The following is a 17,644-nucleotide window of genomic DNA, read 5'->3' as shown; positions in this document are numbered from 1 at the left end:
TTCAACCGGTGAACGCAACACACTGAACCCTGTGTAAGCAGGAGGAGTGTTGCAGATGAAGCAAAGACCTCGGATCTACTACACCGAAAGCCAGAAGGCCTTGATGTGGGATCGCTGGAAGGCAGGTGACTCGCTCCAGCAGATTGCGCAGCTGTTCGATCGGAACCACTCCTCGATCCAAGGGATTCTTGCGGAGACAGGGGGCATTCGCCCAATCGCGCGACGACGTTCCAGGTTGGCACTGACACTGGTTGAGCGCGAGGAGATTTCAAGAGCACTTGCCGTTGGCCAGTCGATTCGGCATATCGCGATGCGCCTGGAACGAGCCCCTTCCACCATCAGCCGCGAGATCAGCCGTAACGGTGGTTGCCGAAGCTACCGCGCCAACCAGGCTGATCAGGCGGCCTGGGACAGGGCTCGTCGCCCAAAGCTTTGCAAGCTTGTCCGGTCCCCAAAGTTGGCGCAGCTTGTTGCGGAGAAGCTTCAGATCCAGTGGTCGCCCGAGCAGATCGCTGGGTGGTTGAAGCGTACTTACCCGGACGTGGCCTACCAGGTGTCGCACGAGACCATATACCGCAGCCTCTTCATCCAGGCCCGTGGCGCATTGAAGAAAGAGTTACTGGAGTACCTGCGCCGTGGTCGTGCTATGCGCCGGTCACGTCATCACACCCAGAAAGCCGGTAACCATGGTCGTATCAGCGATACGACTTCCATCAGCGAGCGACCGGCCATCGTTGAAGATCGTGCAGTGCCAGGGCACTGGGAAGGTGATTTGTTGTGCGGCAGCAAGAACAGTCAGATCGCCACGTTGGTTGAGCGCCACAGCCGCTATGTGATGCTGGTGAAAGTGGATGGAAAGGACACCGAGACAGTGGTGAATGCACTGATCGAGAATGCTCAGCGATTGCCTCAAGAGCTCTACCAATCCCTGACCTGGGATCGAGGCAAGGAGATGGCTGCTCACAAGCGCTTCACTCTGGCGACGGATATCCAGGTCTACTTTTGTGACCCACAGAATCCTTGACAGCGCGGGACGAATGAAAACACCAACGGCCTACTACGGCAGTACTTTCCGAAGGGAACTGATCTCTCGCTGTACTCGCAGGACGCGCTGGATAAGGTCGCTCGGCGGTTGAACGAACGACCCAGAAAGACCCTGGGGTACTCGACTCCCGCCGAGTGTTTTAATCAGTCTGTTGCGTCGATCGGTTGAATCCACAGCCAGAAGCGGACGCTCGTTGATAGAACTGATTCCCCCCCTTTTCACGGCTATGATCTGTTATTACGCGCCTTGCTGTGCGGAAGTCGATGTTCTGCTTCTTGGGACTTTAGGTCAGAAAGGATAACGACCATGAAGGGATTTACTCGCGCAGTAGTCGTATCAATGCTGATGCTTTCAAGTACCGCGAATGCCGGCTCCTGGTTTCAACCGTGCGAAACGGCCCTGACCACGCCCCCCTTCCGCAAATTGAATGACTTCTACCTCTCCCATTCGGACGAGAGCCAACCTACGCTCTGCTTCCGTCTCAACGACAGAGAGTTTCTGGTCACGCAAAGTGACTCCGGCCGGGCCTTGCAGGGCTTGTACTACTTCAATGCCAGCAATGGTAAATACGCGTTCGCAGATAGGTATGGCAGGGAAAACCTTTCAGTCCCGCTTGAGTTTGACGGCCCTAACAAGAAGCATTTTGCTCTCCTTCGGACCGATAACCTGCATGGAGGAGACTGGGACGCCATCTACGAAGTGCTCTACCTCAAGCCCAAAAAGGAAGGGAAAGCATTTGAGCTGGAAGAATTGTTCTACGTGAAGCAAGACCCTGGGGTCGGCATGTGTGGTGAGCGTGTGCTTAACGGTGTGGCAGTTAACATCGACTCCGTCCACGTGGAGAATGAAGGCACTTCCAAGACAACGCTTGTGTTCAAACTCACTGAACAAAGTTGTCCGGACGGAGATACACGTTCGGTCCAGCGCCGATTTACGTGGCAGTCAAACCATTTTGTGGAGCAGAAGCATTGACTGCTTTGGACCAATCCAAAAAAGGTTTCCCAGTCAGAACAGCCAGTGTCCGCAATGGGTCGGTAGCTGCCTCTCACCTGGGGCAGCAATCGCCCCAGGCTTCACCCCACCCACGCGACGGCAATCTGCACCCCGGATGCACGTAGGAAGAAGGCGAGCCTAACCTGGGCTACGGCTACCAGTGGTGGATTCCGAAAAGCGATGAGGGGGAGTTCATGGCCATCGGTGTGTACGGACAATTCGTCTATGTCAATCCGAAGCGGCGCGTGGTCATCGCCAAATCCTCCACGTATGCCAACTACAACGTCGACGGCATCCGTATGGAGTCTGAGTCCCTCGCCGCCTTCCGCACCATTGCCCACCGGCTCAAGCCCTGACAGGAGCACGGCATGCAGGCCGATCCGTTGTTCAACTTCGATTTTGAGTGGAGACCCTCGCAGAACTATTTGCGCGACGGGGGCGTGCCGGCGAAGGTGCTCCTCCGGCACGACTCGCGTTGTTACTCGCTCAGAACAATCCACCGATGTACACCGCCGCACCTCCGCCGGCCTGCACGCCAGCGGTCACGCCGCGCATGAACAGCGCGCCACGCGCCGACTGCAGCAATTGCCGCTGGACGTTGAAGCCGCCCACAATCTGGGACGCCGGCACGGCCGCCATGGCCATGGTCAACGCCAGGAGCTTGGCGTCCAGCCCGAACAGCACCGCCGTCCCGCTGTAGCCCAGGCCAAGACCGCCGGCCAGCTCGATGTAGGCGCAGGCACCGGTAATGTCGTCGTGGCTCAGGTCGCGGTCACGCAGCGCATCGGAGACGTACACCTGGCCGGTGCTGGGGAAGGACTCGGCAGCGCCGGTGGCGCCGACGCTCTTGCCGCGGACGTTCAGGTTGACCTTGCCGATCTTCGGCAGACGCGCGCCGAAGCCCGCGCCCACCCCCACGCCGCCGAAGGAGAACTTGTCTTCCTGGCCCTGCGGGTTCTTCAGCACCAACTGGCCGCCTCCGCCGGCCAGGAACATGAAGCTAACGCCGCCGCTGCTGCCGGTGACGTATTCCCAGGCACTGGAGCGCAGGCTGATGGGGATAATCGAGTTTTCCATGGTTCAGATTCCTTTGAACGAAATACACGCGCCCTACCGGCGCTTGAGCAGCGAGTGAAGGCCGACACCGGCGAAAGCGGCGCCCAGCAGACCGAGCAGGGCCGTCATGCCCCACAGGGCACCAACGTCATCGACGATGGCGCTGGCCTGGGGCCGTTCGGGCAGGTACAGCACGCGAACGCTCTGGCCTTGCTGGTAACCGAAGATCAGCCCGTTCTGCGGATAGGAAATCCGCTGGCCGCCGTCCGTGGTGAAGGCCACCTGCGGGTGCGAGCCGCCGGCGTTGAGGCTCTCGACCTGGCCATCGGCGACGTGGGCGTTGCGCAGGAACTGCACGCGGTCGACCGCCTCGTACGCGACTATCGCCAGGCAGACCAGGCCGATCACGCCGAACAGCAGGCCGCGCATGACTTCAACGGGGCGGGAAACGGAAGGTTCAGACATCGCGAGGACTCATCCTTGTTCAGTGACTGCCCCCTCCGGGACGGGCCCGAAGGGGGAAGAACGGCGACCGGCGAAAAGCCGGCCCCCTGGCTTACGCGTTCGGGCAAGGCACCGGGGCCCAGTCGCCGATATCCGGGTTCTTGCACATGCCGTTGACCTGGGTGGTGCCCTGGGAGGCAACCTCCACGCTCTTCAGCTGCTTGGCCTGGGCATCACGCAGGGCGCGCTCGGAGGCGACCGCTTCGCTGGGCACTACCGGGAGTTTCTTCTGCTGGGTCTTGGTCTTGGTCTTGGTCTTCGCCTTGGTCGGCGAGGTGGTGGTGCTGCTGGCCTGGGCGACGGTGGCGACGTCGGCACGCTTGACACCAACGGTCTGCAGGTCCTTCTCGTAGGCCTGGGTGTAGTTGCTCAGGTCTTCGCCGGCCTTGCCGCTGACCGCGGTGATCAGGTCGTTGGATTCCTTCAGGCCGGCGACGATTTCCGCCAGGCGTTTGCGACCTTCGTCGTCCTTGATGGTCCCGGCCTTGCGCTGTTGCAGCAGGGCGCTGAACTGCTGCTGGTAGCAGGACTGCGAGGCCTGGGCATAGGCCACGCTGCGATCGATGTCGGCGGAGCTCTTGTCCGCGTCGGCGGCGTAGGAGCCCAGGCGTTGATGGTCGTCGGCGATCTGCTTCTGCTTCTCGCTGTAGTAGCCGGCGGCACCGCCGACCAGCGCACCACCGGCAGCGCCGATGGCGGCGTTGCGGCCGCGATCGTCCTTGTTGCCGACCAGCGCGCCGGTCAGGGCGCCGCCTACCGCGCCGATCACGGCGCCGGTGGCGACCGACTTGGTCATGTTGGAGTCGGTGTCGCGCAGGTGCTGCACCGGCTCGTAGCAGCTGGGGTAGTACTCGACCTTGGTGCTCTTGCCGATCTGCGAGACCGGCGAGCTGGAGCAGCCGCTGAGCAATACAGCGACACAGGTGAAGCTGGCGGTGGCCAGCGACAGCGCGCGGCGGCGCGGGTGCAGGGATACGGAGTTAGCGAACGATTGCATTTCTGAGCTCTCTACTGGGGTTTGACCACCCCGGAACGGCGGGTCGCCGACCGGGTTCCTTCTGTACATGCCTGGCATCGGTGGTCATGGCTTCGGTACTGCCGATGCAAGCAATTCCTTCAGGACCGCCTCCGGTTCCGCGCGCTGCTGCTGGCGGTACTGGCTGACGTGCCTGACGAACAGGGTGGCGCGGGTGACCAGGCTCTTGCCGATCACCGGCTTGCGATTGAGTTCTTCCTTGATGCGCTGGAACTGCGCCTGGATCACTGCGTCGGTGTAGCGCGTGCCGGTGGCCAGGTTGTCGATGTAGATGGCCACGGCTCCATTGAGCGCACTGCTGCCATTCTCGATGGCCTGGCCGAACAGCTTGGCGCTGGCGGCGTCCTTGGCCTGCTCGGCCTGCTGCTGGCTCTTGCGCAGGTTGGTGAGGCGGATGTTGTAGTTGTTGATGGTTTCCGCCACCAGCGCCGAGGACTGGATCAGGTTGCCGGCGGCCTCCTCGCGCTGCCGGGCGATCAGTGCCACGTTGCGCTTGAGCTCCTCGTTGATCGTGCCGAGCTCAGCCTGCAGGCGCGCATCGGTGGTGGCGGCGATGATGCCGTCCAGGCGCTGGGTCGGGTCCTGGGTGTCGTCGATGGCGTCCGTCAGCCCGGCCAGGCGCCCTTCCTTCTTCCACTGCTCGAACAGTTCCTGGTAGCGCGAGCGCGGCGCCGACAACGCGCCGATGGCCACGCGGAAGCCGGTGGTTTCGTTGCGTTGTTCGGTGCCGTCGGGGGCGAACAGCGGGTACTCGCGACGCATGCCGGTGAACAGAGTGCCCTCGCCTTCCAGGTAGTTGCCGCCCTTGACCACGAAGCCGCCATAGGTCCCCTGCAGGCGACCGGCATGCACCAGCTGGAAGGACTCCTGGACCATCTCGGCGGCATTGCCGATGACGTCGAACAGACCGATCGGATTCGGCTGCCGCGTGCCGATGGGCATGAGCCGCGCTGCCTGGCCGGTGCCGCCGGCCACCTGGTTGAACACGGCCCAGTCGGCCAGCGGCCCGTCGTTGTCACTGCCCTCGACCCGGCGTGGGAACAGCCGCGCCTCGAGCTCCTGCCGCGATACTGCCTGCGCGCCACGGGCGGCGAACTCCCACTCAACCTCGGTAGGCAGGCGGACAAAGCCAAAACCGCCATCCTCCTCGCTCTTGCCGCGGCCGCTGACCGGCAGGCGGTCGCGCTGATACTTCATCAGCCAGGCGCTGTACACCGCGGAAAAACGCTCCGCCTCGAAGCGCGACAGTTTCACCTTGGGCAGCCGCCCGGCTACGCCTTCGGGCAGGTTCAGCGTCTCGCAGGCCGGCGCGTCCTGGCCCTCGGCCAGCGCCTGAGCCTGGGCCATCACCTGTGCGTATTGTCGCGCGGTCACTTCGTACTTGCCGAGGAAATAGAACATCGGCTTGAGCGGCTCGCCCTTGCCTGCCTTGGGCAACTGACCGGCGATGACCCTGCTCCAGTCCGCCGGCAGGTCGCCCAGGCTGAACTGGCCATTGATGTACTCGCGGCGGTAGCCGGAAATGAACGACTGCTTGTAGCCGGGTTCGCCCTCACTGAACGGATAGCCGAGATTGACTTCGCGGTCGTCCAGCGCTCCCTTGGCCAGCACGTAGGCGTAACGGAACACCATCTCGCCGCCACAGGGCAGCGGCAGCGCCACGTCATCGGCCAGCGGCTTGGGATTGTTCAGCTTGTCGCCCTCCTCGGCCTGCACGCCGGGGGCGGCCATCAGGCACGGGGCGACAAGGGCAATGGGGGCCAGGCCCCGTAAAGCGCGGCGCCATTCAGACATCTCTGACTCCTTGAGCGGCATCTATTCGGCAGGTACGCCAGCCCCCGAGCAGCGCCGCCAGCAGGCTGGCCGCGAGCACCGCGAGGACGGCAATCAGGTAATGGGCAGGCAGCAGCTGCGCGGCATACTCGCCAGGCTGTGTGACGAACAGCTGGTTCAGCCCGCCCTGGACCAGGCGGTACAGCAGCCCCGACAGGAGGGCTGCGAAGACCGAGCTGTAGAGCGCCTGCAACACGACGAAGCCGAGCAGCGCCGCTGTGCCGAAGCCGATCAGCCGCAGCACCGCCAGCTCACGACGCTTGCGCTGCACGGCCGCCAGCGCGCCGGCGCAGACGGCGGCGAAGGCACCCGCCAGGGCCAGGGCAGCGATCAACCAGAACACCAGCGTCAGATTGCGCGACAGCGAGCGCACTCGCTGGATAGCGGCAGCCTGGGTGTAGACTTCCACGCCCTGCCTGGCGAAGTGCAGGCGCAGCGGTTCGACGTCGTCCAGGCTGCGGGCATACAGGCGGAATGCCGGGTAGATGCGCTGCGCGTGATCGCCGGCTGCCTCGCCGGGCCAGCCGAAGGCCTCCACGGCGAGGCCATCGCGGAAGTCCTCGGCGGCTTCCAGCAGCGCCGGCGCGGCCCACAACCCATCGCGGCCGAAGGCTTCCAGCGGCAGCACGCCGATCACCTGCACGGCCATCGAACGGGAACTGTCGCGACCGGCGTTCTGCCGGGTCAGCAGTGCCTGCAGCGTATCGCCGGCGTGCACGTTCAGCTTCTGCGCCGCGGTGTGGCTGAGCAGCACCTGGGTCAGGTGCGCCGGCACCGGCAGGCTGCCGAGCAAGGGGTCGCCGGCGGCAGTCGGGATCATCTCGGCGGTCAGCGCCTCGCGGCCGGGCTGCGACAGCTGCACGCTGGCGGCGATCTGCCGGGTGCGCGGCACGGCGAAGGCCACGTCCGGACGCGCCGCCAGCGCAGCGACATAGGCCGCATCGAAGCGCGCACCGCCCAGCGGGATGATCTCGCGCACGCTCGGGTCGCGCTGCAGGCGCTCAGTGAGGCTGCCCACCAGGCCGAACTTCAGGCCGAACAGCACCAGCAGCGGTGCCAGCACTGCGACCAGAGCGAGGACTGTGCAGGCGGACAGGCGCCAGTCACTGCGGTAATCCTGCCAGGCGAGACTGGCGACCAGAGGCAGGCGCATCAGGCGTGCTCCTCCAGTGTCGCGCAGACACCACCACCGGGCTCGCGCCGGCAATCCAGGCGCAGGATGCGCAAGCCGGCCTCGCGCGCAGCGGCTTCGTCGTGGGTCGCGATCACGCAGCAGGCTTGCTGTTCGCGCACCTGCTCGAGGAACAGCGCGAGCACCTGGCGGGCATTGAGCGGGTCCAGCGCAGCGGTCGGCTCGTCGGCCAACAGCAGCGCCGGGCGATGCGCCAGGGCGCGGGCGCAGCCGACACGCTGGCGCTGGCCGACCGAGAGCGCGGCGGGTTTCTTGTCCAGCTGATCCTGGATGTCCAGGCGCCGCGCCAGGTGCTCGACGCTGCCGTCGTCGGCCAGGCCCAGCAGGCGGCGCGACAACTCGATATTGGCTCGCACGCTGAGATAGCCGAGCAGCCCGCCGGTCTGCAGGACGTAGCCGCAGTGGCGGCTGCGCAGCGCCGCCAGGGTGCTGCGCTGGCCGGTGCGCCAGAGGTCGGCGACGGCGTAGACGCCCGCCCCCGCTCGCCAGTCGAAGCGCGCCGCCTGCTGTGGCGGCGCCACCAGGGAGAGCAGGTCCAGCAACGTGCTCTTGCCGCTGCCGCTGGCCCCCACCAGGGCCAGGCGCTGGCCGGGTGAGAGGTCCAGGCACGGCACGTCCAGGCGGAAACGCTGCGCGCCCTGCCCCCGGACACTGCTGACTTCGCGCAGGCTGAGCAGGCTCATGGCAGCGTCGCCAGCGGCACACGGTACAAGGCATCGCCCGGTTCGGCGGCGCCGAAGCGGACCCAATTGGCCGTGTCGTTGTGGAAGGTTTCGTAGAGGCGGATCTTCGACTCCAGTTCGTCGATGAAGTCCTGCTGCTCGGCCACCGACAGCGACAGCCAGAGATCCTGGGTCATGCCCAGGACCTTGCTGCGGTACGGCAGGCCATCGAGGTATTCGCCCAGCAGGCCGCCCTTGGCCAGGTTGCCACCCTGGCGCAACGCCGACGGGTCGCGGCTCATGTAGGCACTGGCGCTGGCGATCTCCTGGAAGAAATCCTTGGGCGAGGTCTGGGTCTTGCGCGCCGCATCGACGATCAGCTTGAGCGACTGTTGCAGCTCGTTGAGTTGCAGGCGGGTGAGCAGCGCGCACACCTGGAAGGCCGGCAGCGCCGGGTTGCTCAGGTCGCGGTCGGCGGTCCAGGCGCTGACCAGTTGCGGGCTCTGTGCCTGGGTCTTGCGGCCGAGGAAGTCCATGTGCATGGCGTAACCGATGGCCGCCGACTTCTGCGCAAGACTCGGCGCGCCGTCCAGTTGCGGCGCAGCGCCGGCGGCGTTGCCGCGCACCTGGTGGACGAGGTCGGCGAACACGCTGCCGATTTCGTCCAGGCGCTGGCCGAAACGCTGCACATCGCCGCCCGGCACCGGTACGTAGAGATCGCCGATGCGCGGGTTGGCGTCGGCGGTCAGCGTGCGGTACTGCTGCTCGGCGGCCGCATGGTTGTTCGCCCCGGCCGGCGTCAGCAGGTGCAGGGCATACAGGTGGATCTGCTTGTTCAGCGCGGCCTGGCGCACCTCCGCTTCGTTCATGCGGGTCGAACTGTACGGGTCGCTCTTGCGCAGCGCGCCGGCGTCACTGACCACCAGCACCACGCGGCCGCCGTAGCCGCTCCAGTCCATGCCGTCCACCGCCTGCATGATGCCGGCGAAGGCGTCCTCGTTGAACGAATGGCTGGAGACCGTGGTGGCCTTGATCTGCCCGGCCAGTTGCAGGAAGCGCGCGGGATCGCGGCCTTCCTCCAGCGGGATCAGGGTCTTGCTCAGGTACTCCAGCCCAGGCGTCTTGTCGGTGTTGTTGCGAAAACCCACCAGGCCGAAGCTGACGCTATCGAGTTCGCCGCGCTCGGCAAGCTTGCCCTGCAGGCTGCGCACCACCTCGCGGATCTGGTCGATATAGGGCTGCATCGACACCGAGGTGTCCACCACCAGCACGATGCCGGTGCGGAAGGCGTCGGGAGCGGCAACCTTCAGCGGCTTGCCCTCCAGCGTGCTGACCGCCTGGCTACCGGGGTCGATGGAGGCGACCTTGAGCATCTGCACGATCTGGCCGTTGTCATCCATGCTCTCGCGCGACTCGAAGATCGGCAGCAGGTAGAAGCGATCCTGCGCCACCGCGCGGGTGGCCGGCTCCAGCGCCAGTACCTGGCTGTTGTCGCTGGCGTCGGCCTGGGCCTTGCGCAGCAGGTTGCGGGCCGCGTTGGGGTCGGCGATCAGTTGCTCCAGCAGGCTGTCCTGGCGCAGGAACATCACCGGCGCGCGGCCGGAGCGTTCGGTGAACTTGAGCACCAGGCTCTGCTTCCAGTCGGCGCCCTCGCTCGCCGGCAGCCAGCCCAGTGCGCGGCCATCGCTGGCAGCGCTGACCTGCAGCCAGTCCTGGCCGGCGACGCTGCGCCGGGCGTAGACGTACAGCACGGAGAACGCCGGCAGCGCTTGTCCTGCGCCCTGCTCCGGTTCGGCATGCAACTGCGCGCCGGGCTTGGCCAGCACGCGCTGGTACAGCGTCTTCTTGCCGGGAATGAGCAGCGGGTGATCGCCGGCCACCGAGTCACCGGTTGCCCTGGCCTGGGTCGGCAGGCCGGATGTCCGTGGCTTGTCGCTGGCGAGTGCCTGGCTCGGTGTATCGTCCCTGGCGCTCTGCTGGTCGATAGCCGCCGGCGACGTGGCCGTGCGGCCCAGCCACCAGTAGCCCGCACCACCGACACCCAGTGCCGCCGCCACGGCGACGGCGAGCAGCGCCAGTACCGGGCCTTTACGCTGCCCCGACGACACTTGCGCGGACGATTGCTGCGGCGAGCGCGCAGCGGCAGCCGGCGGCGGCACAACTGGAGTTTCTGCCGCCGGTGCGGACTGGGGAATCTCGATCGACACCGCCTGCAGGCCACCCAGCTCGGTCGGCGTCGGCTTGGTCAGCGGCGCCGGCTCCGCGACCACCATGGGGGCGACCGGCAACGGGCGCACCAGGGTGGCGTCCGGATCGGACGCCGGCAGTGCATCGAGGGCGGCGAGCAGCTCGCCGGCGTTGGCGAAACGTTCGCCCGGCTCCTTGGCCAACAGTCGCTGCAACAGGTGCTGGTAGCGACCGTGGTGCAGCGGCAGCTCCGGCAACGGCTGGGTCAGGTGCGCCAGGGCGGTGGACAGCGCATCGGTGCCCAGGTACGGCAGTTCGCCGACGAGGATTTCGTAGAGCACCACGCCCAGCGAATACAGGTCGGCGCGTCCGTCGATGTCCATCCCGCGCGCCTGCTCGGGGCTCATGTAGTTGGGCGTGCCGACGGCGAAGCCGGCCTGGGTGAACTGGGTGCGGTCATCCAGCGACTTGGCGATGCCGAAGTCCGAGAGCACGGCCGTGCCGTCCGCGCGGAACAGGATGTTCGCCGGCTTCACGTCGCGGTGGATCAGGCCCTGGGCGTGGGCGTAGCCCAGCGCCGAGGCGATCTGCCGGACATAGGCCAGGCCCTGCTCGGGGCTCAGCCCCGCGGCGATGCGTTCGCGCAGGGTGCCGTTGGGCAGGTATTCCATGGCCATGTAGTACTGCTCGCCGGCGTTGCCGATGTCGTGCACGGTGACGATGTGCGGGTGCGACAGGCGCGCCAGGGTCTTGCCTTCGCGCAGGAAGCGCTCGCAGAAGGAGGCGTCGGCGGCCAGCGCGGGGGCCATGATCTTCAGCGCCACCTTGCGTTCCAGCGAGCGCTGCACGGCCAGGTAGACGGTGGCCATGGCGCCTTCGCCGATTACGCTGTCGATGTCGAAACCGGGGATCTTCAGGTTCATGCCAGGGGTTCGCTTGCCTTGATGACGATGGCGGTGATGTTGTCGGGGGCGCCGCGGGTCAGGCCCAGGTGCACCAGGCTGCGCACCACCTGGTACGGGTCGGCGTGCCCGAGCACCTCACGGATCTCGTGGTCTTCGGCGGTGCGGGTGAGGCCGTCGCTGCACAGCAGCCAGGTGTCGCCGGGAACGATCTGCACCTCCAGCGCCGACAGTTCGAGCTGGTCCTGCACGCCGATGGCCCGGGTGACGATGTTCGCCCGTGGATGCACGCGCGCCTCGGCCTCGCTGAGCAGGCCGCTGTCCTGCAGTTCCTGCACGTAGCTGTGATCGCGGGATATCGGACTCAGCTCGCCGTCGCGCAGGCGGTACAGGCGGCTGTCGCCGGCCCACAGGCACAGGCCACGATCGCCGCGCGCGGCCAGCAGCACGACGGTGCTGCCCATCATGCTCACACCGCGCTGTCGGGTTTCTTCGCGCACCGCGTCGTTCACCTGGGCCAGGCCCTGGCGCAGCGCGGCCTCGTAGTCCTGCAGCGCCCCGGCCGGCGCGATGCGCCGCAGCGAATCGACGATCAGGCTGCTGACGTAGTCGCCCGCCGCGTGCCCGCCCATGCCGTCGGCGACCACCCAGAGCCCGTCCTCGGGACGATCCAGGTAGGCGTCCTCATTGATCTGGCGGACCAGGCCGACATGGCTGTGCGCCGCCGAGCGGTAGCCAAGCGTTGCCATCAGCACGTCGCCTCCCCGCCCAGCAGGCATGCCGCAAAGCACTCGGAAGCCGGCAGCCCGTGACAGCGCAGGAGGCCTGGAGCCACCTGCTCGGAGCCGTTGCCCCACCACAGGCTCGCACCGTCGCAGGCACGTTCGGCCAAGGCCGCCAGGCGAGCCGGCGCATCCAGCGCCGCCAGACGCTGTGCTGCCGGCAGCAGTTCGCATGCGACGGCAGGCTGTTGCGGCAAGTCCGGCAATGCCTGCACCGCCGCTTCGAAGTCCTCGAAACGCGCGCCCTCCTCCAGCGTGGCCAGCAGCGCCGCCTCGACGGCATCGAACCAGCGGTCGGCCGCCTGGACCTCCGCCAGCGACTGCACCTCCGGCAGCACCACGGCGACCGTCAGGGGGAAGTATCGGCCGACGCGGTCGATGCTCGGCATCAGCACCCCGGCCACCGGCGCGGCGCCGCAGACGCCCGGCGCCAGGACGAAGCGCCACAGCGGGCTGACGAGATAGGCCTGTAACCAGGTCTCGCCGAGTTGCCGCTGGCTTGCCTGCAGGCCGGCGGCCAGCCAGGCGTCCCAGGGTTGCTGGAAGCTGGCGGGCAAGCCGCGGCCCACGAAGTCGCCGCGGCTGGCGACCTTGCCGTAGAAACCCACTGCCGTCATAGCCGCTCCGGCAGGCTGAAGCCGGCAACCGCGCGGCTCTTGAAGGGGTTGAAGGCGCTGTTGGCGCGCAACTCGTAGGCGATGCTCGCGCTGTCCACCCGCAGGCGCAGGTTGAAGCGGTCCGGTGAGCCGCCGCCCACCAGCTCGGACTGGTCGAGCAGGCGGAACCAGGCCCACGGGCCTTCGACGGTCAGCGCCGAACGCCCGCCCGTCGAGGGCGGCGACACCGACAGGCGCACCGCGCCGATGCTGTTGGGATTGGGCCACTGCATGGCCACCGGGCGGCTGGGGCCGTGGTCGTAGCTCAGTTGCTGGCCGTCCAGGTCGAGCAGGAACTGGCTGACCGCGGCGTCCATGGTCACCGGTTTGAGCTCGAAGCGCACGCTGGGTTGCAGGCCGCCGCCACGGAAATACACGTCGCGGATCAGCGCCGCGCGCTGGAAGGTCTGCAGCACGCCCGGCGCGATGCCCAGCTTCTGCGCCGCGCCCGGCTGCCAGCGCCAGGTGGGGCTGGAGGTGTCGACGTAGGGTTGCAGGTAGCGGCGGAAGTAGTTGTCCATCACCCCGCCGACGCCGAAGAACTGGCCGAAATCGTCCAGCGTGGCGTCGCGGGAGCTGCCCGGCACCAGCGGATAGCGGCCACTGAGTGACTGCCGCCAGACGTTCACCACCTCGCTGGTCCAGGCCGCGTTCAGCTGGTTGCGCACGCCGCCCATCATGGTGTTGGTCGTGGAGCTGACCACCGACTTGACCAGCCCCTGCACCACCGGCGGCTGGCGCTCGGCGGCCAAACTGACCCGCGCGGCGGCGGCGCTGGCCTGGTTCTTCGCCTCGCCCAGCAGCGCGTCGCCGCTGGCGCCGACCATGGCGCTGACCTGCACGTAGAGCGCGTTCATGTCCGCCAGCAGCGCATCGATCGCCATGGACGAGCCGCCTTCCTGGCTGACCAGGGCCGTGAGGTCGGCGAAGTGCGCGCTGACCGGGTCCTGCCCCGCAGGCTGCGCCGCCGGGCCGGTACCTTCCGGCGCCTGGCCGAGCAGCGAGCCGAGCTTCTGCTTGAGCTGGTCGACGCCGGCGTCGGCCTTCTTCACCTGCGCCGCGACAGCCGGGTCGGCCTGCTGCAGGTCGGTTTCATGGGCCACTGCCAGCAGCAGTTTCTTCAATGGCGAGGTCGGCCCGGAGATCACCCGCAGCACGTCGGCGGCCTGCGCCACGCTGGTGATGGGCACGAAGTCGATGTCGGCCAGCAGCGCATCCCATTGCCGCACGTAGTCCTGGAAATACAGCTGGCGCACTTCGGCGGCCAGGGTCAGGGCGTCCTCGGCGTCGTTCAGCGAATGGCCCAGCACCCACTGTTCCTCGGCCAGCACGCCGGCCTGGTTGACGCTGGCCAATAGGAAGGCCTCGCGGTAGCCGCGCAGGGTGAAGAAGCCGCTCAGCGGTTCGGCCAGCGGCTTGCCGCTCTTGCGCACGAACACCAGCGCGGCGTCACGGCCGGCGGCCTCGCTGAGGCGGAAATCCTGAACGCCCTCGGGCAGCTTCTGGCGTTTGACCCGGTCGTACACGCGCTGCGCCACTGGCAGGCGTTGCAGTTGCTGGCGCAGTTCGTCGATCAGGCGCTGGTCCAGGCGCGCATCCGGCGGGCGCCGTTCGAACAGGGCCTGCAGGTGCGTGTTCAGCGCCTGGCGCTGCTCCGCCGGCAGGTCGCGCGGCAGGCTCTGGTCCCAGTCCAGGCTGACCCAGGCCTTGAGGAAGTCCGGGTCGTAGTGCGAACCGTCGCCCAGCATCAGGTAGGCCTTGAGTCCTTCGTAGAGATAGTCCGAACCGCCCCCGCTGCGCAGTTGCTCCTCGACGCGGCTGACCAGACGCGGGGCGAAGGTCGCCACCAGCAGGCGGCGGTACACGTTGCTGGCCTCCTCGTCGAGCATGTCGCCCTGGTACAGGCCCAGGCCTTCGGCCATGCCGGGCGGGTCGCCGGCCAGATGGCGCACCGCGTCGAGCAGCGGCAGCACCGCCAGCACGTCTCGCTGGGCCGGGCTCAGGCTACGTACGCTCTGTTCCAGCGGCGCGGTCTTCGCCCCGACCTGGGCGATGTAGGCCTGGTTGGCGCGATAGCTGAGCAGCCACAGCGTGCCCACCACCAGCACCAGTGCCACGCTGGCGGCCAGCGCGCCGATGGCCAGCCATTTGCGCCGCCGCTCGACCTTCGGGTCGACGCCGACCAGGCCCCGCTCGGCGAAGGCGACATCGGTGAACAGGCGATGGAGGAAGTAGCTGCGGCCCGTGCCGTTCTGCCGCGCCAGGTGTTGCCGGTCCAGGTTCATGCTCTGGGCCATGGCGCCGATCAGGCGGTCGATGGGGCTGCCTTCCTGGGTGCCGCTGGTGAAATACACGCCGCGCAGCAGCGCGCGTTCCTCATAGGCATTGGGCTTGAATACCCCGCCGAGGAACTCTTCGAGCATCGCCCTGAGCGCGGCGAACTGCTGCGGGAAGCCGTAGATCAGGTCGCGACGCGCGGGGTCGCGTTCGTGCTGCAGGCGCTCGACCAGGCGCTGGTTGAGGCGCTGCTCCAGCGCGGCGAACTCGCTGCCGAAGGCCTGCAACGGCCCGCCGGCCTGCTGGCCGTCGTCCAGGGCGAAGGTGAAGCCCCACACCTGCGCGCGCGCCTCGCGGTCCAGGTCGTCGAAGAACTCCATGAAGCCCGGCACCAGGTCGCACTTGGTCAGCATCACGTAGACCGGGAAGCGCACGCCCAGCTGGGTGTACAGCTCCTGCACCCGCGCGCGGATCGCCACCACGTGCGCCGCCCGCTCCTGCTCGCTGGCCTGCAGCAGGTCGGCCAGGCTGATGGCGATGAACGCGCCATCGATGGGCCGGCGTGCGCGCTCGGTCTTGAGCAGGTCGAGGAAGCCCAGCCAGGCGGCCTTGTCGACCTGCGCATGGCTGTCCTGGGTGGTGTAGCGGCCGGCGGTGTCGAGCAGCACGGCCTCGTCGGTGAACCACCAGTCGCACTGGCGGGTGCCGCCCACGCCGCGGATGGCGCCCGCGCCCAGTTGCGCGGCGAGCGGGAAGTTCAGGCCGGAGTTGACCAGCGCGGTGGTCTTGCCCGAGCCCGGCGGGCCGATGATGACGTACCAGGGCAGCTGGTACAGGTTGCGCCGCTCCGCGCCGCCCAGGCGCGCCTTCTTCAAAAGCGCCAGGGCTTCGTCCATGCGCTGGCGCAGGATCGCCAGCTCCTCGGCGGTGGCCACGCTGGCCGCATCCGGTGCGGTCTCGGCCGCCAGGCTGGCGAGCATGCGCCGCTCCTGCCGGCGTGCCTGCAGCAGGCGCCACAGACGCCAGCCGAGCCACAGGCCGAACAGCAGGACGATCAGCGTCCAGCGGCGCCAGGCCGGAACCAGCGCCGTCAGCAGCGGGCCGATGAACCAGATGATCAGGCTCAGGGCAACCAGCCCGAGCACGGGAATCACCCAGCGGGTGACGAATCCGAACAACGACTTCACTCCACACCCTCCGCCAGTACCGCGACTTCAACCCGACGGTTCTTCGCCCGTCCCTCGGCCGTGGCGTTGGAGGCCACCGGTTCGGTGTCGCTCAGGCCCTCGGCACTGAAGCGCTGCGCCTGGCCGGTGCGCGCCGCGAGGATCTGCAGCACCTCTTCGGCGCGCGCCCGCGACAGTGCCCAGTTCGACGGGAAGCGCAGGGTGGCGATGGGACGGTTGTCACTGTGGCCGGTGATGCGCACCTGGCCATTGATCTTGCCGATGGCGTCGGCGATGCGCCCCATCAGCGGCTGGAAATCGTCCTTGATGCTGGCGCTGCCGGAGGCGAACAGCTCGTCGCCGCGGATCGTCACCACCGAGCGATCGACGCCGTCCTGCACCGCCACGCGGTTGGCGCGGATGTCCTCGGCGAGGAAGGTCGCCAGGCGCGGACGTTCCACCACGCGCGGCTTGACCACCGCCGGCTCGATGCTTTGCACCGGCACCTCGCCCAGGGCGTGGATCTGCCGGAACACCGGCTCGGCGTCAGCGGCCAGCTTCAGGCGCAGGCCGAACAGCAGCAGCAACAGCAACGCCAGCGCCACGGCCAGGCCCACCCATGGTGGCACCAGGCGCGACAGGCGATCAGGCATGACCTGCACGCCCCGCCAGTGCGGCGACAACTCGCGCTCACGCTCGCCGCGTACGCTGCGCAGGGTCGCGGCGGTGCGCTCGCGCAGCGCTTCGAGCTGGCGGCGGCCGTCGTGCATCACCCGGTAGCGGCCTTCGAAGCCCAGGCTCATGCACAGGTACAACAGCTCCAGCAGGTCGATGCGTTCGCGCGGGCTCTGCAGGCAGTGCTCGAGCAACTGGAACACCTTCTCACCGCCCCAGGCCTCGTTGTGCACGGTGATCAGCAGGCTCTGCTTGCCCCATTCGCTCGCGCTGCCCCACGGCGTGCTGAGCACTGCCTCGTCCAGCGCGGTGCACAGCGCGTAACGCGCGAGCAGCACGTCGTTGCGGGCGACGCCGGCGGCTTCGGCGCGCTGTTCGAACTGGCGCAGGTAGCCCAGCAGTTGCGCGCGCAGGCTGGCCGGCGCCGGATGCGCCAGGGTGCTGCGCAGGCGCGTCAGCAGGCTGAGTAGCGAGCCGGCGGCCTGTTCCAGCGGATTCATGCCCAGCGCCTGGCCGGCCGGCAAGGGCGCGGCGGCTACCGGCAGCGGTGCGGCAGGCGATGGCGCGGCGGCTTGCGGGGTGCGACCACCGGGGCGCGGCATGAACTGGGTGCGGTCGTTGCCCAGTGGATTGGGGCTGGCGTTGCTGCTCGGCCACTCGTCGTTGTTGACGCTCATC

The 17,644-nt window shown here is 67.5% G+C and carries 13 protein-coding genes and 1 pseudogene; 3 read left to right on the top strand and 11 right to left on the bottom strand.

Annotated elements, in window-relative coordinates; genetic code table 11:
- Window positions 1-55: 55 nt before the first annotated feature.
- The 3 genes and pseudogenes from AC1ZV1_RS15555 (at window position 56) to AC1ZV1_RS15545 (ending at window position 2,394) form a co-directional block, all read left to right on the top strand.
- Window positions 56-1,213 (top strand): annotated as a pseudogene (locus AC1ZV1_RS15555) (IS30 family transposase).
- A 138-nt stretch (window positions 1,214-1,351) separates the two neighbouring features.
- Entirely contained in the window at window positions 1,352-2,017 is a 666-nt protein-coding gene (locus AC1ZV1_RS15550) for a hypothetical protein (protein ID WP_484292477.1), read from the top strand.
- A gap of 215 nt (window positions 2,018-2,232) precedes the next feature.
- A complete protein-coding gene (locus AC1ZV1_RS15545; RefSeq protein WP_484292476.1) occupies window positions 2,233-2,394 on the top strand; it encodes a hypothetical protein in 162 nt (53 codons plus the stop codon).
- A 130-nt stretch (window positions 2,395-2,524) separates the two neighbouring features.
- Here the strand turns inward: AC1ZV1_RS15545 and AC1ZV1_RS15540 are convergent, their stop codons facing one another.
- The 11 genes from AC1ZV1_RS15540 to AC1ZV1_RS15490 form a co-directional block, all read right to left on the bottom strand.
- Window positions 2,525-3,115, bottom strand: a complete 591-nt coding sequence (locus AC1ZV1_RS15540) for a hypothetical protein (RefSeq protein WP_484292475.1) — start codon at window positions 3,113-3,115, stop codon at window positions 2,525-2,527.
- Window positions 3,116-3,148: 33 nt separating this feature from the next.
- Window positions 3,149-3,559 (bottom strand): DUF3592 domain-containing protein, encoded by a 411-nt coding sequence (locus AC1ZV1_RS15535; protein ID WP_484292474.1) that lies wholly within the window; start codon window positions 3,557-3,559, stop codon window positions 3,149-3,151.
- Window positions 3,560-3,650: 91 nt separating this feature from the next.
- Window positions 3,651-4,595 (bottom strand): type VI secretion system-associated lipoprotein TagQ, encoded by a 945-nt coding sequence (tagQ, locus tag AC1ZV1_RS15530; protein ID WP_484292473.1) that lies wholly within the window; start codon window positions 4,593-4,595, stop codon window positions 3,651-3,653.
- An 84-nt stretch (window positions 4,596-4,679) separates the two neighbouring features.
- Window positions 4,680-6,428: a formylglycine-generating enzyme family protein gene (locus tag AC1ZV1_RS15525; RefSeq protein ID WP_484292472.1), complete on the bottom strand. Its 1,749-nt coding sequence runs from the start codon at window positions 6,426-6,428 to the stop codon at window positions 4,680-4,682.
- Window positions 6,421-7,620 (bottom strand): FtsX-like permease family protein, encoded by a 1,200-nt coding sequence (locus tag AC1ZV1_RS15520; protein ID WP_484292471.1) that lies wholly within the window; start codon window positions 7,618-7,620, stop codon window positions 6,421-6,423. The genes AC1ZV1_RS15525 and AC1ZV1_RS15520 overlap by 8 nt, the downstream gene beginning before the upstream one ends.
- Window positions 7,620-8,336, bottom strand: coding sequence for an ABC transporter ATP-binding protein (locus AC1ZV1_RS15515; RefSeq protein WP_484297572.1), 717 nt, complete (start codon window positions 8,334-8,336; stop codon window positions 7,620-7,622). Before AC1ZV1_RS15515 ends, AC1ZV1_RS15520 begins: the two co-directional genes overlap by 1 nt.
- 2 nt (window positions 8,337-8,338) lie before the next feature.
- Entirely contained in the window at window positions 8,339-11,431 is a 3,093-nt protein-coding gene (locus AC1ZV1_RS15510) for a serine/threonine-protein kinase (RefSeq protein WP_484292470.1), read from the bottom strand.
- The gene (locus AC1ZV1_RS15505) at window positions 11,428-12,159 is read right to left on the bottom strand and encodes a PP2C family protein-serine/threonine phosphatase (RefSeq protein WP_484292469.1); all 732 of its coding nucleotides are present in this window, start codon (window positions 12,157-12,159) and stop codon (window positions 11,428-11,430) included. Before AC1ZV1_RS15505 ends, AC1ZV1_RS15510 begins: the two co-directional genes overlap by 4 nt.
- Window positions 12,159-12,809, bottom strand: a complete 651-nt coding sequence (gene tagF / locus AC1ZV1_RS15500; protein WP_484292468.1) for a type VI secretion system-associated protein TagF — start codon at window positions 12,807-12,809, stop codon at window positions 12,159-12,161. Before tagF ends, AC1ZV1_RS15505 begins: the two co-directional genes overlap by 1 nt.
- On the bottom strand, window positions 12,806-16,312 hold the full coding sequence (gene tssM, locus AC1ZV1_RS15495; protein WP_484292467.1) for a type VI secretion system membrane subunit TssM: 3,507 nt from the start codon (window positions 16,310-16,312) through the stop codon (window positions 12,806-12,808). Before tssM ends, tagF begins: the two co-directional genes overlap by 4 nt.
- On the bottom strand, window positions 16,309-17,643 hold the full coding sequence (locus AC1ZV1_RS15490; protein ID WP_484292466.1) for a DotU family type VI secretion system protein: 1,335 nt from the start codon (window positions 17,641-17,643) through the stop codon (window positions 16,309-16,311). The genes tssM and AC1ZV1_RS15490 overlap by 4 nt, the downstream gene beginning before the upstream one ends.
- Between the last annotated feature and the right edge of the window lies 1 nt (window position 17,644).

This window comes from Pseudomonas sp. BB438 (genome assembly GCF_057180225.1).
This window is presented reverse-complemented; position numbering and strand designations above follow the sequence as displayed.